Raw genomic sequence first — 26,193 nt, 5'->3', positions numbered from 1 at the left:
GAGCGGCAGGTCTGACTTCGGCGCCCCGAGCCGGGCACACCGTTACAGTGACGCGACCGTGCCGGATTCACACCGGCTTCCGCACTACTCGCACGCCACAGCCTAGCCAGCGGCGGACATCGATGGTCGAAGGGTGCCTCGGACTGCGGTCGGCTCAATCCGGGTTCGCCCGGACTGCCACCGGTCTACACAGACGCTTGGGTTCCAGATAAGGTTCGGCTTACCTCACTGGGCGTCTCAATTTCTGGCGCGCGCTGATCGACAGGTCGACAGATTCGGGATAGGCATGACGGCAGAAATGCAATATGACACCGGGACACCGCCTGCGGCAGTACCGACGGCCGGGCGCCCGTGGACGCGACGACCCGCACTTGCCGCGCTACCGGTGTACGCGCTCGCGGTCACGCTGACCTTCGCCAATACCCCCGATGACGGGTTCATCACCCTGCGCATCGCCGACAACCTGATCCACCACGGACGACCCGACTTCAATTTCGGGGATGCGGTGGAGGGCTACAGCAGTCCGCTGCATCTGCTGCTGTCGGCCGTGGTGGCGTTGCTGCCCGCCGCGTACACCGGTCTGGCGCTGAAGCTGATCGGTGTTGTGTTCGGCGCGCTGACGCTGTGGCCGGCCGCGCGGATCGCCCGCAACTGCGGACTGGGGCCGCGTGGGGTACTGCTGAGCACACTGATGGTGGCGGTGTCGTGGAACTTCGCGGCGTCCTCATCCAACCTGCTCGAGTCGTCGCTGACCGCGTTTCTGCTCACCGGGTTGCTGGCGTCGCTGACGGCCGCCCCGTACCGCCACGCAGCCGTGTGGTCGGGGTTGCTGGTCCTGGCCCGCCCCGAGTCCGTGCTGGTGGTCGGGGTTCTGACGTGCGGCTGGCTGTTCTGGAGCCGCGCCGACGGCTCGCGGACGGTGCGGTGGTTCGTGGCTCCGGTGGCCGCCGCGGCCGTGGTGTTCGGGCATCGGCTGATCTACTTCGGCGAACTGATGCCCAACACCTATCACGCCAAGGACGTGTCACTGTCCGAGTCGTTGATCTGGGGTCTCGGCTATGTGATCGATTCGCACCCCTGGGCCGGCACTTCCAACGTCCTGGTACTGCTCACATTGACGGTGCAGTTCGTGCTGTTCATCGTCGCCGCCAACGCCTGGCGGCGGACATCCCCACTGCTGCTTCTGCTGCCGCTGGCGATACTGGTCCAGGTGGCGTTCATCCTCCGCTCCGGCGGTGACTGGATGTTCGGTGCCCGGCACTGGGCGCCGGTCGTGCCGGCCATGGCGGTGATCTCGGTGGTCGCCGTCCGGGCCTGCACACACGCTCTCGCGGCCCGCTCACGTGCCTCTCGCCCGGCCGCTGTCGGGTCGGTGCTGATGGGTCTGGTGCTGCTGCTGCAGGCCGGCCCCGGATTGCACACCTACCACCCGGCGTGGCTGCTCGACGGCGTCGACAACCGCGACCTGATCGCGGTGGGCGGATACGGGCCGTACTCGCAGTCGTGGATCACCAGCACCGAGATGACCTCGTGTCTGCCCACCGGGACGGTGATCGCCTTCTCCGAGATCGGCTACTTCGGTTACACCAACCGGGAGTTGCGGGTGATCGATACCCGCGGTCTCACCGACAATCAGATCGCCGGGAACGCCGGCCCGTCGTTGAAGCTGCGCACCGGGGTCCACGATCCCCACTGGTTCGACACGGACTCGGTCGTCGGCGCGGCGCTGATCGACCGCGACCCCGACATCCTGCTGGTGCTGCCGACGGCCGATCCGCACGCCGATGAGCTCGGTCCGCAACCGCCGACGGCTCTCGGTGGCCGGTACACCCGGATCAGGTCTCGCGAGGTGCTCGATCCCGACGGCACCGGTTCGCTGACGCTGACCGTGTACGCGCGTACCGGCAGCCCGGATTATCCGTGCCTGCGGACGGAATGAACTCCTCGCCACGCCTACCCTGGATGGGTGACCGAATCTCATCGTGACCGCACCGACCGCTGCCCCGGCGTGTTCACCACCCATGCGGCGGCCGACGGTGCGCTGGCCAGGATCCGGCTGCCCGGCGGGTCGATCACCGCCGCTCAGCTCGAGGCCCTCGCCGAGGGGGCGGCCGGGTTCGGTGACGGATTTCTGGAGATCACGGCACGCGGCAACCTGCAGATCCGCGGCATCGCCGACACCGACGGACTGGGCGCGCTGATCGTCGACGCCGGGCTCGCGCCGACATCGACCCACGATCGGGCCCGCAATATCGAGGTGTCGTCGCTGACCGGGCGGATCGGTGGTCTGGCCGACCTGCGGCAGGTCGTCACCGCACTCGACGACCTGCTGCGCGCCGACGAGGTGTTCGCCGGGCTGTCGGGGCGGTTCCTGTTCGGCCTCGACGACGGCCGCGGCGATGTGCTGGCCCGCAATCCCGATGTCACCGCCATCGCCCGTAGCGCAATGGTCGCAGACGTGCTGCTCGGGGAACTCACGCTCGGATCGACACCGATCGACGGGCTGGCGACCGCGATGGCCTCGATCGCACGTGACATGGTGCAGGTCGCACCCACCGCCTGGCGCGTCGGTGACCTGACCGGCGTCGAGCATGAGGCGATCGTGACCGCCGCACGGGGCAGGCTCGACACCGCCATCGGCGAACCCGAGACGCCGCCCGCATCAGCGCCGTCACCGATCGTCGGCTGGTTCGACCAGGACGACCGCGCGGTGCTCCTCGGTGGGGTGGTGGAACTGGCCCGGCTGCCCGCCAGGTTGGCGCAGTTCCTCGCTGCCGTGGGCAAGCCGATCATCTTCACCCCGGAGCGGGAGATCCTGCTGTGCGACCTCGACGAGGCCGTCGCCGAGACCGTGGTGCGGGTGCTGGCGCCGATGGGGCTGATCTTCGACGCGTCGTCGCCGTGGGCGTCGGTGAGTTGCTGTGTGGGTGCCCCGGGCTGTGGCCGGGCACACGCCGCGGTCCGCGAGGATCTGTTGGTGCGGGTCGAGCAAGGGCCGGTCGACGAGCGCGAACACTGGTCGGGTTGCGAACGTGGCTGCGGCGCGCCCACGGAGGCCCATCTGCGGGTGGAGGCCACCCCCGACGGCTATCGCCGCACCCGCACCGACGCGTGAGGGGCGCCGCATTTACGCTGAAACCCACCATGAGTGACTATCTGCGCGACGGTGCCGCCATCTACCGTCAGTCCTTCGCCATCATCCGGTCCGAGGCGGATCTGTCGGCATTCCCGCCAGACGTCGCGAACGTCGTGGTGCGGATGATCCACGGCTGCGGACAGGTCGACCTGGCCGACGATGTGGTGGCCACCCCGGGTGTGGTCGCGGCGGCACGGACCGCGCTGGAGGCCGGGGCACCGATTCTGTGCGATGCGAACATGGTGGCCTCCGGCGTCACCCGACGGCGGCTGCCCGCCGACAACGACGTGCTGTGCTTCCTCGGCGAGCCAGGCCTGCCAGATCTGGCAGAACGCCTGGGAACCACCAGAACCGCTGCGGCGCTGGAGTATTGGAAACCGCTGCTGGCCGGTTCGGTGGTGGCGATCGGCAATGCGCCGACCGCCCTGTTTGCGCTGCTGGACCTGATCGACGCAGGCGCCGACAAGCCCGCCGCGATCGTCGGGGCCCCGGTCGGGTTCGTCGGCGCGGCCGAATCGTGTGAGGCGCTCGCTGCCCGCACCGACCTGGAGTTCCTCACCGTCCGAGGCCGGCGCGGCGGGTCGGCGATCGTCGCCTCCGCGCTCAACGCCCTGGCCTCCACCTCGGAGGTGTGAAACATGACCGCGAACGGCACACTGTGGGGCGTGGGCCTGGGCCCCGGGGACAGCGAACTGGTCACCATCAAGGCGGCCCGGCTGATCGGCGAGGCACCGGTGATCGCGTATCACTGTGCGCGCCACGGCAACAGCATCGCCCGGTCGGTGGCCGCCCCGTATCTGCGGGACGGGCAGATCGAAGAGCGGCTGATGTACCCGGTGACCACCGAGACCACCGATCATCCACGCGGCTACGCCGGGGCGCTGGCCGACTTCTACACCGAGTCGGCGCGGCGGCTGGCCGAACACCTGCGCGCCGGACGCGACGTGGTGCTGCTGGCCGAGGGCGACCCCCTGTTCTTCAGCTCCTACATGCACATGCACAAACGCCTGGCCGGTGAGTTCGACGCCGAAATCGTGCCCGGGGTGACGTCGGTGAGCGCGGCATCGGCGGCGATGGCCATCCCACTGGTGGAGGGCGAGGAAACACTGACCGTCATCCCCGGCACCCTCTCGCAGGTCGACCTGACCGCACGATTCCGCAGCGCCGACGCGTTCGCGGTGATGAAACTGGGCCGCACCTTCACCGCCGTGCGCGCCGCGCTCGAAGCCTCCGGGCGCCTCGACGAAGCGTGGTACGTCGAGCGGGCGTCGACCACCTCGCAGCGGGTGCTGCCCGCGGCCGACGTGGATCCGGCTCAGGTTCCGTACTTTTCGATGATCGTGGTGCCCGGTGGACGCAACAACCCGGCCGCACCGGCGGGCGGTACGTCGGGTGAGGTGGTGGTCGTGGGTCTGGGCCCCGGCCGCGATACCTGGACGACGCCGGAGGTGCGGGCCGAACTCGCCGCCGCCACCGACTTCGTCGGCTACACCACCTACCTCAAACGCCTGACCCCGCGACCAGGGCAGCGGATCCACGCCAGCGACAACCGGGTTGAATCCGAACGCGCCGAGTTCGCCCTCGCCCTGGCCCATCGCGGGGCGCGGGTGGTAGTGGTGTCCTCCGGTGACCCGGGTGTGTTCGCGATGGCCACCGCCGTCGCCGAGGTGGCCTCCGAACCGGCCTGGCAGGACGTGCCGGTGCGGGTGGTGCCCGGTGTCACCGCCGCGACCGCCGTCGCCGCCGCGGTGGGCGCGCCGCTCGGCCACGACTTCGCGGTCATCTCGCTGTCGGACCGGCTCAAACCGTGGGAAGTGATCTGCAAAAGGCTCCGACATGCCCTGGCCGCCGACCTGGTCATCGCCATCTACAACCCCGGCTCGGCAAGCCGTGCGTGGCAGGTTGCCGCGTTGAAAGAGCTACTGCTGGAATCGGTGTCACCCGAGCGTGTGCTGGTGCTGGGCCGCGATGTGGGCGGCCCGGAGCAGTCCCTGCACACCACCACCGTCGGCGAGTTCGACCCGGCCGTGGTGGACATGCGCACCCTGATCGTCGTCGGATCCTCGGCGACGACGACGGTGTCGCGCCCGGCCGGCGACCTGGTGTTCACCCCTCGCCGACACACGCCTTCCTGACGCCACCACGCAACTTTCCGGCGACGTGGCGATCCGCGAGGGCACATTGCCTGCGGATGGTTGATTCTCCAGAAACCTGCGGGATCGGAATTGACACGTCAACGCCGTGCGCATAGAGTTGACGTGTCAATCCAAGGAGGTGTGGCTATGGGACAGCGAAAGACGCCCACGCGCGATGAGCTGCGGATCTGGCGTGGATACATTGAGACATCTGAGGCACTGCGCTCTCGCCTGGCCAGTCGCCTGCAGGACGAATCGTCGCTGTCCTCCGGTGACTATCAGGTACTGCTGGCATTGAGTGAGGCCACCGGCCGGACATTGAGGTCGTCCGAGTTGGCCGAACTGATCGGCTGGGAACGTAGTCGCCTGTCCCATCATCTCGGCCGGATGGAAAAGCGTGGCCTCCTCCGGCGCGCCCGATGCCCCGACGATCCCCACGGCATCGATGTGGCGCTCACCGACGACGGGTACAGCGCTTTCCGCGAAGGATCGATCCCGCACCTCATGGCGATCCGGGAACTGTTCATCGACGCCCTGTCACCGGAAGAACTGACTCAGATCGAAAACTTGACCCGCACCCTGCGGCAACACCTGAACCTACCTCCGGCGGACTGACAAGCCCCGATTCCAGCTATTTCGACGAGACCGCGCGCTCCGGCCCTCATGCACCCGCACGGCCCCTTCGCACCAGGCATTACGCGAAAGGACTTATCCATCATGCAATTCGGCATCTTCGGTGTGGGCGACATCGCCCCTGATCCGGCCACCGGTGTACCTCGCTCCGAGGCCCAACGCATCCAGGACACGATCCGGGTCGCCAAGGCCGCCGACGAGCTCGGCCTGGACGTGTTCGCGTTCGGTGAGCACCACAACACACCCTTCGTCGCTTCCGCGCCGCCGGTGATGCTCGCCTACATCGCGGCGCAGACCAAGAACATTCTCCTGTCCACCTCCGTCACCCTGATCACCACGAACGACCCGGTGAAGATCGCCGAGGACTACGCATTCCTCCAGCACGTCGCCGACGGCCGCATGGACCTGATGCTCGGTCGCGGCAACACGGTTCCGGTGTACCCGTGGTTCGGGCAGAGCATCCGCGACGGCGTTCCCCTCGCGCTGGAGAACTACAACCTGCTGCACCGGCTGTGGCGTGAAGACGTGGTGGACTGGGAAGGAAAGTTCCGCACCCCGTTGCAGGGTTTCACCTCGACCCCGCGCCCCCTCGACGGGGTTCCGCCGTTCGTGTGGCACGGCGCGATCCGCACCCCGGAGATCGCCGAGCAGGCCGCGTTCTACGGCAACGGCTACTTCGCCAACCACATCCTGGCCCCGAACTTCCACTTCAAACCGCTCGTGGATTTCTATCGGCAGCGGTTCGAACACCATGGGCACGGCCGCGCGCAGGACGCCCTCGTCGGCCTGGGTGGGCAGGCGTTCATCGCCAAGAACTCCCAAGATGCCTACGCGGGGTTCCGGCCGTACTTCGATTCCTACCCCATGTTCCAGGGCACGAGCCTGGAACAGTTCGCCGAAGGCACCCCGCTGTCGGTGGGGTCGCCGCAGGAGGTCATCGACAAAACCCTCACCTTCCGGGAAGGGTTCGGCGACTACCAGCGGCAGCTGTGGGCGATGGACCTGGGATCGATGCCGCTGGACGTCGCGCTGGAACAGGTCGAGTTGCTCGCCACCGAGGTGGTGCCGGTGTTGCGCAAAGAAATGTCGGCGCTGCGGGCACCCGGTGTGCCGGAGGCACCCACCCACGCCTCACTCGTTCAGGCCGCCTACGGTGACGGGGAAACCCGGCAGGCCCGCCCGCGACCGAATACCGGCGACAACACCTCCGGATCACTGCCGTACATCGACAGCGATCCGGCGAGGCGCGCGAACATGCCGAGGTTCGCATGAGCCTCGGAGAAGCCTCGTACAGCGTCGTCGCGATCAGCGCCGGCACGAGCGATCCGTCGACGACCCGCATGCTCGCCGATCAGGCCGCGGCGGCAACCGTCGACAGGCTCCGCGAGTCCGGCCGCAACGCGGTGGCGACGGTGATAGAACTGGCCCCGATCGCCGGCGACATCGCGCGCAGTCTGGTGGCCGGGTTCCCGACACAACCCGTTCAGGAGGCGATCGAGAAACTGGCCGCAGCCGATGCCCTGATCGCCTCCACCCCGGTGTACAAGGCCGGAATCAGTGGATTGTTCAAGTCGTTCATCGACCTGCTCGACAATGACCTGATCATCGCCACACCCGTGCTCCTGGCCGCCACCGCCGGATCCGAACGCCACGCGATGGTTCTCGACGACCAGCTGCGCCCGCTGTTCGCGTTCTTCCGCACGATCCCGGCCCCGACATCGGTATTCGCCGCCCCCGACGATTGGGGCAGCGCAGAACTCGGCAAACGAATCGACCGGGCGGCGGGTGAACTCGCCGCGCTCACCGCGAGCGGTGTGGGCCGCGACATCGCCGGCGGTGGGTGGGCCGGCTATCAGCATTCGTTCGCCGGAAACGCCACCCGCGCCGAACAGACCGCCGCCGAGGTCGACTTCGACACCGACCTCATGCGCCTGGCCCGCGGCGGCAACTGACCATCACAACCCATTCCCCAACAAAGTTCACCACGAAGGAACAACCATGCTCATCGCAACCTGGATCATCACTGGTATCGTCGCCGCCATCAATCTCGCCGCCGGAGGCGGCAAGGCGTCCACCCCGTGGCCACAACTGCAGGACAAGATGCCCTGGACCACAACCACCGGCAAGGGCCCGGCCTATTTCGCGGCCTGGTCCGAGGTCGTCGGCGCGGTCGGCGCCATCGTGCCGCTGATCCTGGCCCACACCGTCGACGGCTGGGAGTGGGCGGGTTGGGTGTCGTTCGCCGCCGTTCTCGGTCTGACCGTCATCCAGGTGCTCGCGATCGGGCTGCACGCGAAGCTCAAGGAGTTCAAGGCGCTGCCGGTCAACGTCGTGCTGCTCGGCCTCGGGGTCGCTTCGATGGTCCTGATCGCTGTCACCCTGTGACCGACCGGTCGGGGCTCAGGCGACCGCCCGCTCGACGGCGCTGACCAGTTCCGACGGGGTGCTCAGATCGACGGCCACGCCGTCGATCTGGACGGTCGGGGTGCCGGTGATCGCGTCCAGCGCATCACGGGTCCCGGCCTGGATCCACGACGCGTAGAGGTTGTTGATGATGCACGAGCTCACATCGGGCGATCCTGCCCCGACCGCCAGTGAGGCCAGAGCGGCGTCAGTGTGGCCCGCTCCGCCTTCGGTGGGTTGCTCGTCGTAGAGCATCGTGTGGAAACGCAGCCACGTCGACCAGTCCCCGCCGGTAGCGGTCGCCTCGGCGACACACGCCGAGGCATTGGTGGCGCGTGAGGAATAGTTGTTCGTGGAGGCGCGGTCGAGGAACGAGATCATCCGGTATTCGACGACCACGTCGGGGTTGGCCCGCAGCGTGGTGATCGCTTCACCGAACATTGACTCGAACTGTTTGCACGCCGGGCATTGCAGATCTTCGAACAGCGTCACCACCACCCGCCGGTCGGTATCGCTGGGACTGGGTTTTGCGGTCCGGAACCCGAAGCCGGTGGCCACGGACGGAGCCCCCGCTGCACTCGTCGGCGCGGATCCTCCGCCCGCCACGGCGGTCGGCTCGCCGGAAACCCGAGTCACCACCGGGTAGGCCACCGCACCCACCACGAGTACCGCCACCAGCGCTACCGCCGCAATTGCGCCGACCACCCACGCCGCCGCCGACGACGATTTCGCGGCGACAATCGGCGGCGGAGCGAACGGATCAACCGGTGGGCCGGGTGGGTACAGAGGTGGCATGTGCTGTGGCGCGCTCATCGCTGCCCAACCTACCCCGGGGCCCTCCACCCCGAGGAACACCCAGGCTCTGGGCCTTTGAGCCACCCGGTGACCACAATCCACAGAGGCTTCAGACGAGGAGCTCTGGGGGTGACTATCCGACGGTGTCGAGGCACCAGGTGTGGGCGTCGGCGACGGTATCGACGACCTGCATGTCGGCCGGCTCGGCAGGTCGGTCGACGACGACGATGTCGATGTCGAGCGGGCCGGCGATGTCGAGTTTGGCGCGGGTGAGCGCTCCCCCGCTGTTCTTGGTGACGAGCACGTCGATGTGGTTGTCGGTGAGTAGCCGGCGTTCGGAGTCGGTGTCGTAGGGGCCGCGCGAGCGCAGGATCTCGTGACGTGGCGGCAGTGGTCCGGTGGGGGCGTCGACGACGCGGATCAGGAACGACGCACTGTCGATGCCGGCGAACGCCGAGGCGTCCTGACGTCCGGTGGTGAGCAGTACCCGCTCGCGGTCACCTGCCGTGGTGAGGTGCGAAACCTGTTGGGCCGCTGCCTCGATCGAGTCGGCGTGGTGCCAGCGGTCACCCCCCGGGAAGTCGGCGGGGTCCCAGGCCGGCCGGCGTAGTCGCAGCAGCGGCACCCCGGCGCGCCGGGCGGCTTCGGCGGCATGGTCGGTGATGGTGGCGGCGAACGGGTGGGTCGCGTCCACCACGGCCTGGATGTTGTTCTCGTGCAACCAGTTCGTCAGGCCGGTCACCCCGTCACCGGAGGCGTACTGCCCGAATCCGCCGATGCGGACCTCCCCCACCGGCAGCCGAGGCTGTGCGACACGGCCCGCGAGTGAGGTGATCACCTCGATCCCGGCATCGTGCAGCAGACCCGCGAGCTCGCGGCCCTCTCCGGTACCGCCCAGAATCAGGATCGCGTTCACCGGTGGCTCCGAAGCTTGGACATGCGGGCGGCCGAATACAGGTAGCTGTCGGTGATCGTCTGTACCCCTTGGGGTTCCAGGACTCGGCCGACGAAGATGACGGCCGTCTTGGTGATGGCTGCGGCCGCGAGCGCATCGGGCAGTTCGGTGAGCGGACAGCGCACCACCTGCTGGTCCTCGCGGCTGGCGAACGCGACGGTCGCCGTCGGGCAGTCGCCGCCGTAATGCGGGGCGAGGGCGTCGACGATCTCGTGTGCCCGGTGCGCCGCCAGGTGCAGCGCCAGGGTGACGCCGGCGGTGGCGAGGTCGGGCAGCGTCTCGCCCGGCGGCATGTCGGTGGACAGCGTCGACACCCGGGTGATGAGCAGGCTCTGCCCCACGCCCGGGACGGTCAGCTCGGAGCCGAGCGCGGCAGCGGCCGCGGCGAATGCCGGCACCCCGGGCACGATCTCGGTCGCGACGCCGCGTTCGGTGAGCAGGCGTTGCTGTTCTGTCATCGCCGAATACAGGGACAGATCGCCCGAGTGCAGTCGGGCGACATCGTGACCGGCGGCGTCGGCGGCCACGATCGTGTCGATGATCGCGTCCAGCGGCATCCGCGCGGTGTCCACCAGCTCTGCCCCGTCCGGACACAGCGACAGCATCTCTTGTGGCACCAGTGAACCCGCGTACACACAGGTCTGGCAGTTGCCGAGGATCCGCGACCCGCGCACGGTGATCAGATCGGCCGCGCCGGGCCCGGCCCCGATGAAATAGACGGTCATCGCTGCTGCTCCTGACTCTTGTCGGCTACCCACTGCACGATCGGGAGGGCCGGTCGCCACGTGGTCAGCGATCCCAGCGGCGCGGCCGTTTCGATACTGAACCGGCGCAGGGTGCCTCCGTGTACTCCGGCTGCCTGAGTGAGCAGGTTCTGCGATTCGATCGCCACGCCGTTGGCCACCAGCCGACCGCCCGGAACCAGTGCGTCCCAGCACTGTTCGAGGACCTGCTCCGACAAGCCACCACCGATGAACACGGCGTCGGGCACACCCTGGCCCGTGAAGGACTCCGGGGCTTTCCCCGCGACCTGTAGCCGGTGGGCGACTCCGTGCCGGACGGCGTTGCGGGCCAGGCGTTCTGCCCGCGTCGGATCGGCCTCGAAGCCGATGGCGCGGCCGTCGGCATCGGCCCGCAGCCATTCGATGGCGATGCTGCCCGAGCCGCCGCCCACATCCCACAGCAGTTGTCGGCCACCGGGCCGCAATGCGCACACGGTGAGGGCGCGGATCGGTTCCTTGGTGAGTTGGCCGTCGTTCTCGTACTCCTCGTCGGGCAGTCCGGGTGCGGCCGATGTGCGGGGGCCGCGGCAGTCGACGGCGACGATGTTGAGCGGGTGAACGTCGTCGCGGCCGGGGTCGATGACACGTTCGGCGGGGCCGCCGAGACGTTCCAGGATCCGCACCCGCGAATCACCGAACCCGTGGTTCCGCAGAATGGTCACCACCTGCGACGGTGTGTGTTCGTCACGGCTGAGCACCAGGATGCGCCGGCCGTCCGACACATGCTCGACGATTGCCTCCGGTGGTCCGGTGACGGCGCTGACGATACGGGTACCGGCCAGATCCCAGCCGAGCCGCGCGCACGCCAGCGACGCGCTCGACACATGTGGCAGCACGGCCACCCGATCGGCGCCGACTCTCCGCACGATCGACGCCCCCACGCCGTGGAACATCGGATCGCCACTGGCCAGCACGTGCACCACCGACGCCGGCGGGTTGTCGAGCACCTCGGCCAGGTGCTGCGACATCGGTGATCGCCACGGGTGCAGGCGGGTGCGCGCACCATTGACCTCGGCGCTGATCAGTTCCAGCTGGCGGGGGGAACCGTAGATGATATCGGCCTTCTCCAGAGCGTCACGGGCGGTGCCGGTCAGGCCCGCCCAGCCGTCCTCCCCGATACCGACGACCACGAACCACGGTTCGGTCACCGGGGCAGCCTCCGCCAGATGGCGCGCGGCAGCAGGCGCATACCGAAGAACATCGGCCGCAGCGCCCACGGAATCCACACCTCACCCCGCCCACGCCGGTACGCCCGTACCACCGCATCGGCGACGGTGTCGGCGGTGACCGACAGCGGTGCCGGTTTCGTGCCCGCCGCCATCAGATCCCGGGTCATCGCCCCGATCACGAAACCGGGCCGGGCCAGCAGCAACCGAACACCACTGCCATGCAAGGCATCCGAGAGGCCTGTGGCGAAACCGTCGAGCCCGGCCTTGGTGGAGCCGTACACATAATTGGCGCGCCGCACCCGGATCCCGGCGACGGAGGAGAACACGATGATGGTGCCCGACCCCTGCGCCCGCAGCGCGGTCGCGAGCGGGGTGAGCACGCTGATCTGCGCCAGGTAGTCGGTGTGCGCGATCTGCAGGGCGTGTTCGACGTCGGTTTCGGCGCGCTGCTGGTCGCCCAGAATCCCGAATGCCACCACCGCGACTGCCACCGGACCGTGGTCGGCGATGAGGCGCTCGATCAGCGCGGTGTGGGAGGCGGTGTCGTTCGCGTCGAACTCGACGGCCGCCACCCGGGTTGCACCGGCGGCTTCGAGCCTGCGCTGTTCGTCGGCCAGATCGTCGGGACGCCGTGCGGCCAGCACCACGGTGCGGCCGGATGCGAGGCGTTCGGCGACGGCCACCCCGATCTCGCTACGGCCACCGAACACGACAACAGAACCGGGACTGTCAGGCATGGCCCCCAGTATTCCACCCGTCGACCGCGGTACCCGATCACCTACGCTGTGGCGCATGGCCCGATCGCCCGACGCACTCAACGACGCAGCCCACGTGTTCCTCACCGAACGCCACCTGGCGACACTCGCCACCACCCGCGTCGACGGCACACCGCACGTCGCGGCCGTGGGATTCACCTACGACCCCGACACCCGGACCGCGCGGGTCATCACCTTCGACGGCAGTCAGAAGGTCCGCAACGTCGAACGCGGCGGGTACGCCGCCGTCACCCACGTCGACGGGCCGCGCTGGCTCACTCTGGAGGGTCCGGCGACAGTGAGCCGGGAACGATCCCGCGTCGCCGACGCCGAGGAGCGGTACGCGCGCCGCTACCGGCAGCCCAAGGAGAATCCGCGCCGCGTGGTCATCGAGATCAGCGTGACCCGGGCGATGGGGTCGGCCGCCCTATTCGGCTGACAGATTCACCAGGTGGTGCGGGCGGTTGTTCACCGGCTCGCAACCGTCGTCGGTGATCACCACAATGTCCTCGATGCGGGCTCCCCAGCGGCCGGAGAAGTACACGCCCGGTTCCACACTGAACGCCATCCCGGGGCGCAGGGTGATGTCGTTGCCGCCCACGATGTAGGGCTCCTCATGCACCGACAGCCCGATGCCGTGTCCGGTGCGGTGGATGAACTGTTCGCCGAGTCCGTGTTCGACGAGGATGTCGCGCGCTGCGGCGTCGACGCTTTCTGCGCTCACCCCCGGCCGTGCGGCCGCGACCGCGGTGCGCTGCGCCAGTTCCAGGGCGGCATAGGCGTCGGCGATGTCGGCGGGCGGTTCGGTGAAGCAGTAGGTGCGGGTGGAATCCGAGTTGTAGCCGGGTTCCACGGGCCCGCCGATGTCGATGACGACGATGTCGTCGCGTTCGATCACCCGGTCGGAGAACTCGTGGTGCGGGTCGGCCCCGTTGGGTCCTGACCCGACGATGATGAACTCTGCGCCGGTGTGCCCTTCGGCGACGATCGCCTGCCGGATGTCGTCTGCCACCTCGCGTTCGGTGCGGCCCGGCTTGAGCCATTCACCCATCCGGGCGTGTACCCGGTCGATCGCCGCCCCCGCCGCGCGCAGCGCCTCGACCTCGGCCGGGTCCTTGATCATGCGTAGTTCGCGCAGCACCGCCGTCGCCAGGGCGGGTGTGCGTCCGGTGCGCTCGGCCAACGGGATCACGTGCAGGGCGGGCATCGCATCCGACACCGCGATCGCCGGATCGGCGGGCAGCGCGTCCAGTGCGAGCGCGTACGGGTCCTGGCCGTCGACCCAGTCGGCGACCTCGATCCCCAGGTCGGCGACGGCGGACTCGGCGAGCGAGGCCAGTTCGAGCCGGGCCACCACCAGGCGCGGAGACCCCGATGCCGGGATGACCAGTGCGGTGAGCCGTTCGAAGGTGTCGGCACGAGATCCGGTGAGATACCGCAGATCCGGGCCCGTCGAGACCACGATTCCGTCGAGACCGGCCGCACCGGTCAGGGTGGCGGCGCGGGCGAGGCGCTCCCGGTACACGTCGGAGGAGAAACGCTGCATGTGTCACAGGTTAGCCCGGTCATGTCAGACTGACCGGGTGGCTGGATCATTGATGCTTCTCGACGGCGCGAGCCTGTGGTTCCGTTCGTTCTACGCACTGCCGGAGAAGATGACCGCACCCGACGGCCGGCCGGTGAACGCCGTCCGCGGGTTCATCGACACCATCGCCTCCCTGGTCACCCGGGAGCAGCCCACCCGGCTCGTGGTGTGCCTGGACCTGGACTGGCGGCCGTCGTTCCGGACCGACCTCATCCCGTCGTACAAGGCGCACCGGGTGGCCGAACCAGCCGGCGAGTCGGGCACCGACGTCGAGGAGGTACCCGACACCCTCACCCCGCAGGTCACGATGATCCTCGACGTGCTCGCCGCCGCGGGTATCGCGACCTCCGGTGCCGACGGCTGCGAGGCCGACGACGTGATCGGCACACTCGCCTTCGCCGAGGCCGACGATCCGGTGGTGGTGGTCAGCGGTGATCGCGACCTGCTGCAGGTGGTGGCCGAGGATCCGGTGCCGGTGCGGGTGTTGTACGTGGGCCGCGGTCTGGCGAAGGCCGAGATGATGGGGCCCGCCGAGGTGGCCGCGAAGTACGGGGTGCCCGAGGGCCGGGCGGGTGTCGCCTACGCCGAGATGTCGATATTGCGGGGCGACCCGTCGGACGGATTGCCCGGGGTGACCGGTATCGGTGAGAAGACCGCGGCCAAGCTCATCACCGCGTTCGGCAGCCTTGATGCTCTGGAAAAGGCCGCACTGCAAGGTGATTCATCGGTACCTACGCGCAGCCGCAATGCGCTCGCCGACGCCACCGACTATTTGACCGCGGCGCGGGTGGTGGTGGCCGTCCGCACCGACGCCGACACCATCGACTCGCGTGACACCGATGCGCTGCCGACCGCCCCTGCCGACCCCGCACGGCTGGCCGAACTTGAGGCCGAACTGGGTATCGGTGCCTCGCTGGGGCGGTTGTCCAACGCCCTCAACTGGTCACCGGAATAACCAACCACGGGTGAAACCCGCCCTGCCTGTCACCGCAGTTCGGTGGTGACCGGCAGGCCGGTGCAGTCGATCAGCTCGGGCGGGACACCTCGTACTTGCCGTCGTCGTCGACGATCGTGATGGTGACCTTCTGCGACTGACCGCCGACGGACAGATCGCAGGTGAAAGTCTTACCCTCCGACACCGACTCCCCCGACGGGCACGACACCTTGTCGACGTTGGTGATGCTGTAGTCGTTGCTCAGCACCTTCTTCACCCCGTCCTCGACCGCGCTCTGCGACAACGTCTTCGGGAACCAGCCGGGCAGCCAGAAACCGGTCACCAGCACGATCGCGGCGATCGCCAGGATCACGCCTCCCACGGCTCCGAGCAGCTTGGGCAGTTTGCTCGGCGAGCCGGTCGGCTGCTGTCCGCCGAACGGGTCGGCGCCGTACTGCGGGCCGGCCGCACCCGGCTGCTGGCCGAACTGGCCGGGCTGCTGCCCGTACTGAGGAGGCTGCTGCCCATAGTGGCCGGGCTGACCCGACTGCTGGCCGTATGCGGGCGCGGACTGGCCGAACTGCTGGCCCGGCGCGGGATACTGCTGGCCGGGCTGACTGAATGCGGTCTGACCGTACTGACCGGGGTCGGCGTAGCCAGGACCGCCCGCAGGAGGCTGCGGCGGCTGCCCGTACTGTCCGGCGACGGGAGGTGCGTACGGATTGGCGGCACCGAAATCGGACGTGCCGGGCGTGGGAGCGCCGTAGGCGGGGGCGACGTAGCCGGGCGGGCCGTAGGGCGACGACCCCGGCGCCGCGCCGTACTGCGGCGCCTGGCCCGCCGGATTGCCGTAGGGCGCGGAATTGCCCACTGTGGTGGCATCGCCACCGGTGCCGGGCGCACCGGGACCCGACGGCGTGTTCGGGTTATTGGGCTCGGTCATCTGTTTCCCGCCTTCTCCCCGCTCTTCACGACCGGGCACTTCGATTGGTCGGTGTGGCACGCATCAGCGCGCTCCTGGCGCACCGTTGCCCTGCACGTTACCGCAGCCGCTGCGGGTACAGCATGGGCGGCACACGGGTGCGGGTCCGCGCAAGTGTGGGCACGCTCACCGCACCCGAACTCGTCAGCCCAGCTCCGCGGCGACCACTCCGCGCCGGATCGACCCGACCGCCCGCGCGGCCGTCGTCGACAGCGGCGCGTCGGGTCCGACACTGATCCTGATCTGTTCCAGCAGGTCGATCACCTGCCGGTTCCAGCGCACGAAATCGCCGGGAGACAGCAGCTGTCCGGCCTGACCCGCCGCGGCGAGCGAATCGGTGAGCGATCTCCCCGATGACCACATCGCCACGGCGACCGAGAATCCGGTGTCGGGCTCACGGGTCGCGGACACCCGGTGCCGTCGCTCGACCTCGTTGAGCCGTTGCCACACCTCGACGGTGTCGGTGAGCGCGCCCCGCAGGCGCGGATTGCCGGGGACCGAATCGACCCCGCCCGCACCGTCGCGCCGCGATTCGTACACCATCGCCGAGACCACCGCCGCAAGGTCGCTGTGCGACAGCCCTTCCCACACGCCGGCGCGCAGACATTCGGTGACGAGCAGATCGCTCTCGCTGTAGATGCGGCCAAGCAACCGGCCCGCATCCTCCACCTCGACGCTGTCGCCGGTGCGGGTCACATAACCCAGTTCGGCCAGCACGTCGACGATCCGGCTGAACGTGACGCCCAGCGTGGAGGTCCGGGACGCGATGTCCCGTTCGGCGCTCAGGATCTCCCGCAGCAGCCGGTTGCGCTGCTCGGCGAGCCGGAACAACTGGTCGCCGGGGTCGAGGCGATGCGCCGGATGCGCCCGCAGCTCCGTGCGCAGGCGTTTGAGCTCGGCGTCGTCGGCGGCCGGTGCCCGTTTATTACCCCGCCCGCGTGGCATCTCGATGCCGGTCGCGCGCAAGGCCGAGGCCAGGTCGCGGCGGCCGCGGCCGGTGCTGCGGTCGGGATGCCGGGGCAGCCGCATATTGCCCAGGACCTGCGGCGGATTGACGAAGTCCCGCTCATCGATGCGACCGCACCAGGCATCCTCCACCAGCACAAGCGGTTTCGGATCCGATGCGTGGGCGGCGGGTTCCAGGACCACCGCCAGACCGCGATGCCGGCGGCCCTGCAGCCCGATCACATGCCCCTTCTTCAGGGCACCGAGGTCCTCCACGATCGACTGATTGGTCTCGACCCGGCGGTGGAACTTCAGGTCCCGTTCCCGTCGCCGGATCGTCTCGCGCAGGTCGACATAGTCGAGGAAGCCGTTGCCGGGATTGTCGGCGTCTCCTTCCGTGTCCCGCCGTCCGATGCCTCGCGCGGTCGCCAGTTCTGACAGTTGCGCGTCGGTCTTGCGTAGCCGGATCCGGGCCTGGTCGACCTTGCGGGCCTGCCCGACCACCGACCGGTCCGCCTGGAACTGGGCGAATGAGCGATGCAGCAGTTCCTGCGCGCCCGCCAACCCCATCCTGCCGAGCAGATTGACCGCCATGTTGTATTCGGGCACAAACGAACTGCGCAGCGGGAACGTGCGCGCCCCGGCCAGCCCGGCGAGCTGCTCGGGCACCACCTCCGGCGTCCAGAGGACGATCGCATGGCCTTCGGTGTCGATGCCGCGGCGGCCGGCCCGTCCGGTGAGCTGGGTGAACTCGCCCGGTGTCAGGTCGACGTGCGCCTCACCGTTGTATTTGACCAGGCGCTCGAGCACGACGGACCGGGCGGGCATGTTGATGCCCAACGCCAGTGTCTCGGTGGCAAACACCACCTTCACCAGGCCGCCTGCGAACAGTTCCTCCACCGCGTGCCGGAACGTGGGCAGCAGCCCCGCGTGGTGGGCGGCGAAACCACGCCGCAGACCCGCCCGCCACTGCTCGACCCCCAGGATCTCCGCATCCGCTGGAGCGATATCGGTCAGGTGCTTGTCGACGATCTCGTCGACTGCCGCCACTTCGTGAGGTTCGAGTAGCGACAGCCGGGACCGCTGACACTGGGCGAGCGCCCCGTCACAGCCTTTACGGGAGAAGATGAACATGATCGCGGGCAACAACCCGTCCCGGTCCAGGCTCGCCACCACATCCGGACGCGACGCCCGTGGGCCTCCACCACCACGGTGGCCCCGTCCCCGGCCCCGGCCACGGGAGTCGGAGAACCGGTCGTCGTTGGTCAGCATCTTGTGCCTGATGTACCGCTTGAGGTCGGCGTTGACCTCCCGCCCGCCCTTCTTGCCCGGGCCGTGTGGTGCGTGTTCGTACAGATCGAAGATCCGGTTGCCGACCAGCACGTGCTGAGACAGCGGCACGGGACGGTGGTCGTCGACGATCACGGTGGTGTCGCCGCGTACCGTTTTGATCCAGTCGCCGAACTCCTCGGCATTGGACACGGTGGCCGACAGGCTCACCACGCGCACCGCCGGATCGAGGTGCAGGATCACCTCTTCCCATACCGCGCCGCGGAACCGGTCGGCCAGGAAATGCACCTCGTCCATCACCACGTGCGACAGACCCTCGAGGGCAGGCGACCCGGCGTAGATCATGTTGCGGACGACCTCGGTGGTCATCACCACCACCGGTGCGCCCGGGTTGATCGCGACGTCACCGGTCAGCAGGCCCACCGCCGCGGCGCCGTGCACCGCCACCAGATCGGCGTACTTCTGATTGCTCAACGCCTTGATGGGGGTCGTGTAGAAACACTTGGTGCCGGCGGCGAGCGCCAGGTGCACGGCGAACTCCCCCACGATCGTCTTACCCGCACCCGTGGGCGCGCACACCAGCACACCGTGCCCGGCCTCGAGCGCGACACACGCGCGATGCTGGAACGGGTCGAGCGCGAACCTGAGCCCGGCGGCAAACGCCGTCAGCTCCGGGCCGACGGCCTCGTCGGGATTCACCTCGGCTGGGCCGGCTGTGCCTGAGAGTTCATCACCACGCGGTTCGATGTCCGGCACCCTCACAGAATGTCCCCCTCAGAGAATGTCGGCTCACAGAATGTCCGGTCACAGGATGTCCGGTCACAGGATGTCCGGTCACAGGATGTCATCGAATGCCTTCGCCGGTGCGACCACCGACGCGCGTGGCTCCGATGACGGTGCGGGTAGCGTACTGGCCTCCTCGTCGGCGAGCTGTTCGTTGAGTGCCGCACGCTTGGCCTTGCGACGGTCGGAGATGCGCGCGACCTGGATGGCGACCTCCTGCAGCACGGTCAGCGCCAGCGCGAGCGCCAGCATCGTGAACGGATCGGAGCCCGGGGTAATGATCGCCGCGAAGGTGAACATCCCCACGATCAGGCCACGCCGCCATGACGTGAGCCGCCGATAGCTGAGGACGCCGATCAGGTTCAGCGCGACGATCAGCAGCGGCAGTTCGAAACTCACCCCGAACACGATGAGCAAGCGCAGGATGAAGCTGAAGTACTGGTCACCGGCCAGAGCCGTGATCTGCACATCGCTGCCGACGGTCAGCAGGAAGTGGAAAGCCTTGGCCACCACTAGGTAGGCCAGCACCGCACCCGCGACGAACAGCACCGCCGCGCAGGACACGAACGAGAGCGCATAGCGACGTTCGTTCTTCATCAGCGCCGGGGTGATGAACTGCCACACCTGATACAGCCAGACCGGGCAGGCGAGCACCACACCGGCGGTGAGCCCCACCTGCAGGCGCAGCATGAACTGGTCGAACGGACCGGTCGCCAGCAACCGGCACTCGCCGTCGGCCGACAACGCGGCCCGGGTTTCCGGCGGCAGGTCACAGTAGGGACGGCGCAGCAACTCCCCGAGCGACTCCAGGCCCCAGAACGAGGTGCTGTACCAGACGAAACCGATGATGGTCGTGACGACGATCGCGACCAGGGACACAATCACCCGAGTGCGCAACTCGTACAGGTGCTCCACCAACGACATCGTGCCGTCGGGGTTGACCTTGCGTTTACGCTTCCTCGGGTCCAGAGGTATACGCACCCGGCAGACCGTGCCGGGTTAAGCGGATTTTTTGACGTCGTCCGCCGACTGCCCGGTGCCCGGGTCGACCGGTTTGGCGGTGAGCTCACGCGACGCCTCCGGCGCGGCCTTCTTACCGTCGTTCTGCATCTCGGCGACCTCACTCTTGAAGATGCGCAACGACTGTCCGAGGCCCCGTGCCGCCTCGGGCAGCTTCTTGGAACCGAAGAGAACAATGACCACGATCGCGACGATCGCCCAGTGCCACCACGACATAGCGCCCATGACGCCCAACCTCCCAGGTAGTTACCCGGCCATGCTACCCGACCACATACTCACGCGTACCTCGCGCGAGCCGCCGCGGCCCGCGCGGCCATCGCGGTGGTGACCGCGTCGGCCGAGGTCGCGGCGCTAGCACCGGGAGCCTCGATCCGGACGAGACGGACATCACCGCCGAAGCCCAGCAGGAAACGGGTCAGCCAGTCCTCGGAGGCAAAGACAAGACGCGCCCGGATCGGACGCTGCTCCGAGTCTGCCGTGGCGTCATCGACCCGTTCGGTGACGTCATCGATCGGCTCCGCCGTGTAGTAGTCGAGGATCCACTTCAACCGGTGATCGATCTCGATCACCGCGACCGGCAGCTCGGGATTCTGACTGAGCACCGGGGACACCGCCGCCGACTCCGGTTCCTCCGGCGGGCGGGACGGCTCATCGAGCGCGGTGGCCTCATCGACCCGATCGAACCGGAACAGCCTTCTGCCCTCGGCCTCGCGGCACCACGCCTCCAGATAAGTGGCGCTGTCAACGACCTTGACGGCGATCGGGTCGACGGTCCTGGTACTCGTCTCATCGCGGGTCGCGGTGTAGTACCGCAACCTCAGCGCACGCTCGTCGCGGACCGCGTTCCTGATCGTGGCATACGTCGAGTCCGCATCCTCGGTGCGCGTCGTCTCAGCGGCCGCGGCGACACCGGTGACCCGCGCACCGACAGCGGTCTCGATCTTCGCGATCGCACGGTCGACGGCCGCCGAGTCCACCAGTCCCGGAGTCTTCACCAACTGCCGCAAGGCCACCAGCAAGGGCGTGGCCTCCGCGGTGGTCAGGCGCAGCGGCCTGTCCATGCCGGCGGAGAAGATGACCGACACCGTTCCCTCACGGAACTCGACCTCGACCAGATCCTTCGGGTCGTCGTAGAACGGGAAAGCCAGGTCGATCAGGTCGCCGCCCTTGCCTTCGGGAAGGCCGCACACGAACAGCAGATTCAGATCCGCGTACAGCTCACGCTCGGTCACCCCGAGGTCGGCCATCGCCTGCGCGATCGAGATCCCATCACGGGCCTGGAAGTACGGCACCATCGCCAGCAGTCTGGTCAACCGCGTCGGTTTGGAGGTCATCAGGCCGTCACACCCCTTCTCGATCGCCGGTCGCCCCGATCACGCTGTCGAGCGCACCGATCACGGTGGCGCGCAGATCCGGTGGATCGAGAACCACCGCGTCGGCACCGGCACCGAGAATCGCCCGCACCACCGTCGACAGATAACGCACCTCGATCTCCAGCAGATCGCCGTCCTCATCGCCCAACCGGTGCGGCGTCAACTGCCGGGCCATCCGGCGCAAACCGTGCGCCCGCCCCGCGGCAACCCACACATGGGCGATCACCTCGGTGGTGCCGACGGCCGACGCCACGGTGTCGGCCACGGTCTGCTGCAGATCGATGCCGTCGGGTATCACCACCGCCCCGTCCTTACCGATCACCTCCACAGCGGACAGCCTCGACAAGCGGAAAGTCCGGGTGGCCTCGCGCGTCCGGTCGTGCCCGACCACGTACCAGTGGCCGCGGTGAGTGACCACGCCCCACGGTTCCAGCGTCCGGGTCACCGGAGCGGCGGTACTGCCCGCCCGGTACTCGAATGTCACCACGCGACCGGTGTCGACGGCCCGAACCAGCGCCGCCAGCACCGGCTCGGCGTCGGCACCACGTCCCGCCGTGGTCTCGATACCGTCGAACGCGTCGTCGGGCAGGTCGATCCCCGCCGCCTCCAGCTTGAGCATCGCCGTCCTGGACAGTGCCGCCACCTCGGGCACCTCCCAGAACGCGACGGCCATCGCGATCGCGGCCGCCTCCTGTTGATCGAGGGTGATCTCGGGAAGCGCGTAACTGGCCGGATCGATGCGGTAACCCTCCACCCCGTCCGGCGTCAGGCCCGAGATGATCGGGACGCCCATCTCACGCAAACTCTGCTTGTCCCGCTCAAACATTCGTTTGAACGACTCCGGCGATTTCGATGACGCGTACCCGGACACTTGCTTATGGATGTACTCCGCCGTCACGTATTGCGGCGCATGCAACAGGCAGATAACCAGACTCAGAATTCGCTCGTCCGGTGTGATTCTCGCTTTGGCCACCCGATAACCCTACGGGTCACATAGAAGCGATCAAGCGATCGACGCGCTCATCCACGCTGCGGAACGGGTCTTTACACAGCACAGTGCGCTGCGCCTGATCGTTCAACTTCAAATGCACCCAGTCGACGGTGAAATCGCGGCCCGCCTTCTGCGCCGCCGAAATGAAATCACCACGCAACTTCGCGCGCGTCGTCTGCGGCGGCTCGTCCACCGCCTCCTTGATCGCCTCGTCGGTGGTGGCCCGCGCGACCAAACCCTTACGGGTCAGCACATCGAACACACCGCGGCCCCGCTTGATGTCGTGATAGGCCAGATCGAGCTGAGCGATCTTCGGATCGGCCAGATCCATCGAATACCGATTCTGGTACCGCTCGAACAACTTGCGCTTGATCACCCAGTCGATCTCGGTGTCGACCTTCGAGAAATCACCCGACTCCACCGCATCGAGCACCCGGCCCCACAGGTCGACGACCATATCCATCTCCGGATCCGGCTTCCGGTTGGTCATGTGCTCCACGGCACGCGCATAGTATTCGCGCTGAATCTCCAAAGCACTCGCCTGGCGACCACCGGCCAGACGCACCTGTCGACGACCAGTCGTATCGTGGCTGACCTCACGGATCGCCCGGATCGGATTATCGAGAGCGAAATCGCGAAAACTGACCCCCGCCTCGATCATCTCCAGCACCAGCGTCGCCGAACCCACCTTCAGCAAGGTGGTCATCTCCGCCATATTCGAATCGCCCACGATCACGTGCAGGCGACGGTACTTCTCGGCATCGGCATGCGGCTCATCACGGGTATTGATGATCGGCCGCGACCGAGTGGTCGCCGACGACACGCCCTCCCAGATATGCTCGGCACGCTGGGACAGACAGAAGGTGGCCGCCTTCGGCGTGTGCAGCACCTTACCCGCACCACAGATCAGCTGCCGCGTCACCAGGAACGGCAACAACACATCCGAGATCCGGGAAAACTCCCCCGCCCGCACCACCAGATAATTCTCGTGGCAGCCGTACGAATTGCCGGCCGAATCGGTGTTGTTCTTGAACAGATAGATATCGCCGCCGATACCCTCATCGGCCAGCCGCTGCTCCGCGTCGATCAACAGATCCTCGAGAACCAGCTCACCCGCACGATCATGATTGACCAACTGGATCAGGCTGTCGCATTCGGCAGTTGCATACTCCGGATGCGAACCCACATCCAGGTACAGCCGGGCACCGTTCTGCAGAAAGACGTTCGACGACCGGCCCCACGACACCACCCGGCGGAACAGATACCGGGCCACCTCATCAGGACTCAGCCGACGATGCCCGTGAAAGGTGCACGTGACTCCGAACTCTGTCTCGATCCCCATGATTCGACGCTGCACGGCTCAACCCTACTCGTTAGATTGTGTGTTTGTGCTGCTGACAGGCTTGGGCTGCTGCGTCGTCTTCCCTTGGACACGCGGGGCTCGTTCCTCGCTCGCGTGTCTTCGGTCCAGACGACGCGCCCAAGCCTGTCAGCAGCACAAACACCGGATCGGTTGGTCTGGAACTTGGCTTTGTACCCGTCCTGCGGGTTACTCGGGCTGGTCTTCTGTGGTGGGTGGTACGTCGGTCTTGGCCTGTTCCGGCTCGCCGGACGCGGAGGCCACCTGGGCCAGGAGTTCCTCCACCGTCTTCGCCGGGAGCCTGCGGAAGGCGCGGCGGGGACGGTTGTGGTCGAGGATCGCGACCTCCAGATCACCCGCGGTCAGTTCGCGGCGCGGTGCTTCCGCCGCACCGTTGGCGGCCGGGGGTGGCGTGGCCAGGGCGTCGACGGCGAGCGTCAGCGCATCCGCAAGACTGAGCCCGGACTCGTACTTCTCCCGTAGCGTGGCCGCGATCGCCTCGGTGGCACCGCCCATCACCAGGAAGCGCGTCTCGTCCGAGATCGAGCCGTCGTAGCTGATCCGGTACAGCTGCGACACCCCGGGCTTGCCCGGTTTGGCCACCTCGGCCACGCACAGCTCCACCTCGAACGGCTTGGGCTGCTCGGTGAACACCGCACCGAGGGTGTTGGCGTAGGCGTTGGCCAGCGACAACCCCGACACGTCAGCCCTGTCGTAGCTGTAGCCGCGCATGTCGGCGAGCTGAATACCGGCCTTGCGCAGGCTCTCGAACTCGTTGTACTTGCCGACCGCGGCGAAACCGATGCGGTCGTAGATCTCGCTGACCTTGCGCAACGTGTTCGACGGGTTCTCCGCGACGAACAGCACACCGTCGGCGTACGTCAGCGCCACGACGCTGCGGCCCCGGGCGATACCCTTACGGGCCAGCTCCGAGCGATCGCGCATGATCTGCTCGGCGCTGGCGTAATACGGAAAAGTCATCGCGCCTCCCCCTCGTGCTCTGCCGTGCGGCGCTCGGCCACTGTGCGGGCTGCCGCCTCGATGTCGGCGGGCGGCACCTCACGGGAACCGGTCGCGTCGACCACGGCCGCCGTCGGGAAGATCTTGCGGACCAGATCCGGCCCGCCGGTTGCCGAATCGTCGTCGGCGGCGTCGTACAGCGCCTCGACGGCGATCGCCAGCGCCGCCGCCTCGTCCAGATCGTGGCGATACAGCTTCTTGAGGGACGACTTGGCGAACACCGAACCCGACCCGATCGCCTGATAGCCGCCGAACTCCTCGTGCCGGTCACCCGCCACGTCGAAGGAGAAGATCCGGCCGCGCTCGTCCGGGCTGGCGTGGTCGATGTCGTAGCCGACCAGCAGCGGGATCGCCGCCAGGCCCTGCATCGCCGCACCCAGGTTGCCACGGACCATCGAGGCCAGGCGGCTGACCTTGCCGTCGAGGGTCAGCGGCACCCCTTCAAGCTTCTCGTAATGCTCCAACTCCACGGCGAACAGCCGGACCATCTCGATCGCGATACCCGCGGTGCCCGCGATACCCGCGGCTGAATAGTCGTCAGTGAGGTACACCTTGCGGACGTCGCGGGTGGCGATCAGGTTGCCCATGGTCGCCCGCCTGTCACCGGCGAGCACCACCCCACCCGGGTACGACACCGCCACGATGGTGGTGCCGTGCGGGATGTCCGAGGCGTCGCCGCCCTGCATCGCCGCGAGTCGTTCGGCCCGGGCGGCGGGAAGCTGATCGGGTGCGTGCACCCGCAGGTACTCGGTGAATGAGGAGATGTCAGCCCCGAAAGACAGGGTAGGGCCCAACTGGGAACCGGGAGTGTGAGAACTGAACCGGTCGCTCACTGGCCGCCCTTCTGCACGTACGCGCGCACGAAGTCCTCGGCGTTCTCCTCCAGCACGTCGTCGATCTCATCGAGCAGGTCGTCGGTGTCCTCGGCCAGCTTCTCACGCCGCTCCTGACCGGCACTGCCGTCGGGACCGAGACCCTCGTCGTCTCCGCCGCCACCGTGTTTGGTCTGTTCCTGCGCCATCTGCTGCCTCCTTACCGATCGCCTGTCGGCGAGCCGTATCGGCGAGGGCCGACGGTGCGTGGCACCGGTGCGACCGTTTTCACCGATTGTCGTGCTGTCCACCCTACCGGTGCCCGTGCCGCGGCG

General features: G+C 67.9%; 26 protein-coding genes. 10 read left to right on the top strand and 16 right to left on the bottom strand.

The window, feature by feature from the left end; translation table 11 throughout:
- Positions 1 to 298 precede the first annotated feature (298 nt).
- The 8 genes from GOAMR_RS01720 (at position 299) to GOAMR_RS01685 (ending at position 8,289) form a co-directional block, all read left to right on the top strand.
- A complete protein-coding gene (locus GOAMR_RS01720; RefSeq protein ID WP_138943543.1) occupies positions 299 to 1,939 on the top strand; it encodes a DUF8728 domain-containing protein in 1,641 nt (546 codons plus the stop codon).
- A 27-nt stretch (positions 1,940 to 1,966) separates the two neighbouring features.
- The gene (locus tag GOAMR_RS01715; RefSeq protein ID WP_005181905.1) at positions 1,967 to 3,115 is read left to right on the top strand and encodes a ferredoxin-like domain-containing protein; all 1,149 of its coding nucleotides are present in this window, start codon (positions 1,967 to 1,969) and stop codon (positions 3,113 to 3,115) included.
- Positions 3,116 to 3,144: 29 nt separating this feature from the next.
- Positions 3,145 to 3,771: a precorrin-8X methylmutase gene (locus GOAMR_RS01710; protein ID WP_005181900.1), complete on the top strand. Its 627-nt coding sequence runs from the start codon at positions 3,145 to 3,147 to the stop codon at positions 3,769 to 3,771.
- Positions 3,772 to 3,774: 3 nt separating this feature from the next.
- Entirely contained in the window at positions 3,775 to 5,271 is a 1,497-nt protein-coding gene (locus GOAMR_RS01705; RefSeq protein ID WP_005181897.1) for a precorrin-2 C(20)-methyltransferase, read from the top strand.
- 147 nt (positions 5,272 to 5,418) lie between these two features.
- Positions 5,419 to 5,886 (top strand): MarR family winged helix-turn-helix transcriptional regulator, encoded by a 468-nt coding sequence (locus GOAMR_RS01700; protein ID WP_005181895.1) that lies wholly within the window; start codon positions 5,419 to 5,421, stop codon positions 5,884 to 5,886.
- 102 nt (positions 5,887 to 5,988) lie between these two features.
- The gene (locus GOAMR_RS01695) at positions 5,989 to 7,176 is read left to right on the top strand and encodes a CE1758 family FMN-dependent luciferase-like monooxygenase (protein WP_005181892.1); all 1,188 of its coding nucleotides are present in this window, start codon (positions 5,989 to 5,991) and stop codon (positions 7,174 to 7,176) included.
- Complete coding sequence (locus tag GOAMR_RS01690; protein ID WP_005181889.1) at positions 7,173 to 7,856, top strand: CE1759 family FMN reductase; 684 nt, start codon at positions 7,173 to 7,175, stop codon at positions 7,854 to 7,856. The genes GOAMR_RS01695 and GOAMR_RS01690 overlap by 4 nt, the downstream gene beginning before the upstream one ends.
- A 46-nt stretch (positions 7,857 to 7,902) precedes the next feature.
- The gene (locus GOAMR_RS01685) at positions 7,903 to 8,289 is read left to right on the top strand and encodes a DoxX family protein (RefSeq protein ID WP_005181887.1); all 387 of its coding nucleotides are present in this window, start codon (positions 7,903 to 7,905) and stop codon (positions 8,287 to 8,289) included.
- 15 nt (positions 8,290 to 8,304) lie between these two features.
- On the opposite strand, the gene GOAMR_RS25715 is transcribed toward GOAMR_RS01685, so the two are convergent.
- The 5 genes from GOAMR_RS25715 to dprE2 all read right to left on the bottom strand — a co-directional run bounded on the left by GOAMR_RS25715 (position 8,305) and on the right by dprE2 (position 12,745).
- Positions 8,305 to 9,120: a DsbA family protein gene (locus GOAMR_RS25715; protein ID WP_280109973.1), complete on the bottom strand. Its 816-nt coding sequence runs from the start codon at positions 9,118 to 9,120 to the stop codon at positions 8,305 to 8,307.
- A 115-nt stretch (positions 9,121 to 9,235) separates the two neighbouring features.
- Positions 9,236 to 10,018: a cobalt-precorrin-6A reductase gene (locus GOAMR_RS01675; RefSeq protein ID WP_005181881.1), complete on the bottom strand. Its 783-nt coding sequence runs from the start codon at positions 10,016 to 10,018 to the stop codon at positions 9,236 to 9,238.
- The gene (gene cobM / locus GOAMR_RS01670; RefSeq protein WP_005181865.1) at positions 10,015 to 10,782 is read right to left on the bottom strand and encodes a precorrin-4 C(11)-methyltransferase; all 768 of its coding nucleotides are present in this window, start codon (positions 10,780 to 10,782) and stop codon (positions 10,015 to 10,017) included. Before cobM ends, GOAMR_RS01675 begins: the two co-directional genes overlap by 4 nt.
- Positions 10,779 to 11,987, bottom strand: coding sequence for a bifunctional cobalt-precorrin-7 (C(5))-methyltransferase/cobalt-precorrin-6B (C(15))-methyltransferase (locus GOAMR_RS01665; protein WP_005181863.1), 1,209 nt, complete (start codon positions 11,985 to 11,987; stop codon positions 10,779 to 10,781). Before GOAMR_RS01665 ends, cobM begins: the two co-directional genes overlap by 4 nt.
- The gene (dprE2, locus tag GOAMR_RS01660) at positions 11,984 to 12,745 is read right to left on the bottom strand and encodes a decaprenylphospho-beta-D-erythro-pentofuranosid-2-ulose 2-reductase (RefSeq protein WP_040514040.1); all 762 of its coding nucleotides are present in this window, start codon (positions 12,743 to 12,745) and stop codon (positions 11,984 to 11,986) included. The genes GOAMR_RS01665 and dprE2 overlap by 4 nt, the downstream gene beginning before the upstream one ends.
- Positions 12,746 to 12,800: 55 nt before the next feature.
- Here dprE2 and GOAMR_RS01655 point away from each other — a divergent pair, with 55 nt between their 5' ends.
- Positions 12,801 to 13,202 carry a pyridoxamine 5'-phosphate oxidase family protein gene (locus tag GOAMR_RS01655; RefSeq protein WP_005181857.1) on the top strand — a complete coding sequence of 134 codons (402 nt, stop codon included), beginning with the start codon at positions 12,801 to 12,803 and terminating at the stop codon, positions 13,200 to 13,202.
- Here GOAMR_RS01655 and GOAMR_RS01650 read toward each other — a convergent pair.
- The gene (locus GOAMR_RS01650; protein WP_005181854.1) at positions 13,191 to 14,309 is read right to left on the bottom strand and encodes a M24 family metallopeptidase; all 1,119 of its coding nucleotides are present in this window, start codon (positions 14,307 to 14,309) and stop codon (positions 13,191 to 13,193) included. The two genes, GOAMR_RS01655 and GOAMR_RS01650, sit on opposite strands and share 12 nt — an antisense overlap.
- Positions 14,310 to 14,361: 52 nt before the next feature.
- Between GOAMR_RS01650 and GOAMR_RS01645 the strand changes: the two genes are divergently transcribed.
- Positions 14,362 to 15,303 (top strand): 5'-3' exonuclease, encoded by a 942-nt coding sequence (locus GOAMR_RS01645; protein ID WP_005181852.1) that lies wholly within the window; start codon positions 14,362 to 14,364, stop codon positions 15,301 to 15,303.
- A gap of 70 nt (positions 15,304 to 15,373) precedes the next feature.
- On the opposite strand, the gene GOAMR_RS01640 is transcribed toward GOAMR_RS01645, so the two are convergent.
- From GOAMR_RS01640 to GOAMR_RS01595, 10 genes are all read right to left on the bottom strand, one after another.
- Positions 15,374 to 16,225: a DUF4333 domain-containing protein gene (locus GOAMR_RS01640; RefSeq protein ID WP_005181850.1), complete on the bottom strand. Its 852-nt coding sequence runs from the start codon at positions 16,223 to 16,225 to the stop codon at positions 15,374 to 15,376.
- Between the two features lie 183 nt (positions 16,226 to 16,408).
- Positions 16,409 to 19,198, bottom strand: a complete 2,790-nt coding sequence (locus tag GOAMR_RS01635) for a DEAD/DEAH box helicase (RefSeq protein WP_040514063.1) — start codon at positions 19,196 to 19,198, stop codon at positions 16,409 to 16,411.
- A gap of 135 nt (positions 19,199 to 19,333) precedes the next feature.
- Entirely contained in the window at positions 19,334 to 20,263 is a 930-nt protein-coding gene (tatC, locus tag GOAMR_RS01630; protein ID WP_005181844.1) for a twin-arginine translocase subunit TatC, read from the bottom strand.
- 18 nt (positions 20,264 to 20,281) lie between these two features.
- Positions 20,282 to 20,527, bottom strand: a complete 246-nt coding sequence (gene tatA / locus GOAMR_RS01625) for a Sec-independent protein translocase subunit TatA (protein WP_005181841.1) — start codon at positions 20,525 to 20,527, stop codon at positions 20,282 to 20,284.
- Between the two features lie 50 nt (positions 20,528 to 20,577).
- Positions 20,578 to 21,639, bottom strand: coding sequence for a helix-turn-helix transcriptional regulator (locus GOAMR_RS01620; protein ID WP_085949020.1), 1,062 nt, complete (start codon positions 21,637 to 21,639; stop codon positions 20,578 to 20,580).
- A gap of 4 nt (positions 21,640 to 21,643) precedes the next feature.
- On the bottom strand, positions 21,644 to 22,648 hold the full coding sequence (locus tag GOAMR_RS01615; RefSeq protein WP_005181835.1) for a helix-turn-helix transcriptional regulator: 1,005 nt from the start codon (positions 22,646 to 22,648) through the stop codon (positions 21,644 to 21,646).
- Between the two features lie 16 nt (positions 22,649 to 22,664).
- Positions 22,665 to 24,023, bottom strand: coding sequence for a Pup--protein ligase (gene pafA / locus GOAMR_RS01610; RefSeq protein ID WP_005181832.1), 1,359 nt, complete (start codon positions 24,021 to 24,023; stop codon positions 22,665 to 22,667).
- A 192-nt stretch (positions 24,024 to 24,215) separates the two neighbouring features.
- On the bottom strand, positions 24,216 to 25,007 hold the full coding sequence (gene prcA / locus GOAMR_RS01605) for a proteasome subunit alpha (protein ID WP_005181829.1): 792 nt from the start codon (positions 25,005 to 25,007) through the stop codon (positions 24,216 to 24,218).
- Positions 25,004 to 25,879: a proteasome subunit beta gene (gene prcB, locus GOAMR_RS01600; RefSeq protein ID WP_005181827.1), complete on the bottom strand. Its 876-nt coding sequence runs from the start codon at positions 25,877 to 25,879 to the stop codon at positions 25,004 to 25,006. The genes prcA and prcB overlap by 4 nt, the downstream gene beginning before the upstream one ends.
- Positions 25,876 to 26,067 carry a ubiquitin-like protein Pup gene (locus GOAMR_RS01595; RefSeq protein ID WP_040514036.1) on the bottom strand — a complete coding sequence of 64 codons (192 nt, stop codon included), beginning with the start codon at positions 26,065 to 26,067 and terminating at the stop codon, positions 25,876 to 25,878. The genes prcB and GOAMR_RS01595 overlap by 4 nt, the downstream gene beginning before the upstream one ends.
- Positions 26,068 to 26,193 lie beyond the last annotated feature (126 nt).

It is taken from the genome of Gordonia amarae NBRC 15530 (genome assembly GCF_000241345.1).
Taxonomy (GTDB): domain Bacteria; phylum Actinomycetota; class Actinomycetes; order Mycobacteriales; family Mycobacteriaceae; genus Gordonia; species Gordonia amarae.
Note: the sequence above shows the minus strand (reverse complement) of the source record. Positions and strands in the feature narration are given on the sequence as shown.

Coding starts and splice junctions, on each gene's coding strand:
- GOAMR_RS01720 (WP_138943543.1), top strand. CDS start 299: ATGCAATATGACACCGGGACACCGCCTGCGGCAGTACCGACGGCCGGG.
- GOAMR_RS01710 (WP_005181900.1), top strand. CDS start 3,145: ATGAGTGACTATCTGCGCGACGGTGCCGCCATCTACCGTCAGTCCTTC.
- GOAMR_RS01705 (WP_005181897.1), top strand. CDS start 3,775: ATGACCGCGAACGGCACACTGTGGGGCGTGGGCCTGGGCCCCGGGGAC.
- GOAMR_RS01700 (WP_005181895.1), top strand. CDS start 5,419: ATGGGACAGCGAAAGACGCCCACGCGCGATGAGCTGCGGATCTGGCGT.
- GOAMR_RS01695 (WP_005181892.1), top strand. CDS start 5,989: ATGCAATTCGGCATCTTCGGTGTGGGCGACATCGCCCCTGATCCGGCC.
- GOAMR_RS01690 (WP_005181889.1), top strand. CDS start 7,173: ATGAGCCTCGGAGAAGCCTCGTACAGCGTCGTCGCGATCAGCGCCGGC.
- GOAMR_RS01685 (WP_005181887.1), top strand. CDS start 7,903: ATGCTCATCGCAACCTGGATCATCACTGGTATCGTCGCCGCCATCAAT.
- GOAMR_RS25715 (WP_280109973.1), bottom strand. CDS start 9,120: ATGAGCGCGCCACAGCACATGCCACCTCTGTACCCACCCGGCCCACCG.
- cobM (WP_005181865.1), bottom strand. CDS start 10,782: ATGACCGTCTATTTCATCGGGGCCGGGCCCGGCGCGGCCGATCTGATC.
- dprE2 (WP_040514040.1), bottom strand. CDS start 12,745: ATGCCTGACAGTCCCGGTTCTGTTGTCGTGTTCGGTGGCCGTAGCGAG.
- GOAMR_RS01655 (WP_005181857.1), top strand. CDS start 12,801: ATGGCCCGATCGCCCGACGCACTCAACGACGCAGCCCACGTGTTCCTC.
- GOAMR_RS01650 (WP_005181854.1), bottom strand. CDS start 14,309: ATGCAGCGTTTCTCCTCCGACGTGTACCGGGAGCGCCTCGCCCGCGCC.
- GOAMR_RS01645 (WP_005181852.1), top strand. CDS start 14,362: ATGCTTCTCGACGGCGCGAGCCTGTGGTTCCGTTCGTTCTACGCACTG.
- GOAMR_RS01640 (WP_005181850.1), bottom strand. CDS start 16,225: ATGACCGAGCCCAATAACCCGAACACGCCGTCGGGTCCCGGTGCGCCC.
- tatA (WP_005181841.1), bottom strand. CDS start 20,527: ATGGGCGCTATGTCGTGGTGGCACTGGGCGATCGTCGCGATCGTGGTC.
- prcA (WP_005181829.1), bottom strand. CDS start 25,007: ATGACTTTTCCGTATTACGCCAGCGCCGAGCAGATCATGCGCGATCGC.
- GOAMR_RS01595 (WP_040514036.1), bottom strand. CDS start 26,067: ATGGCGCAGGAACAGACCAAACACGGTGGCGGCGGAGACGACGAGGGT.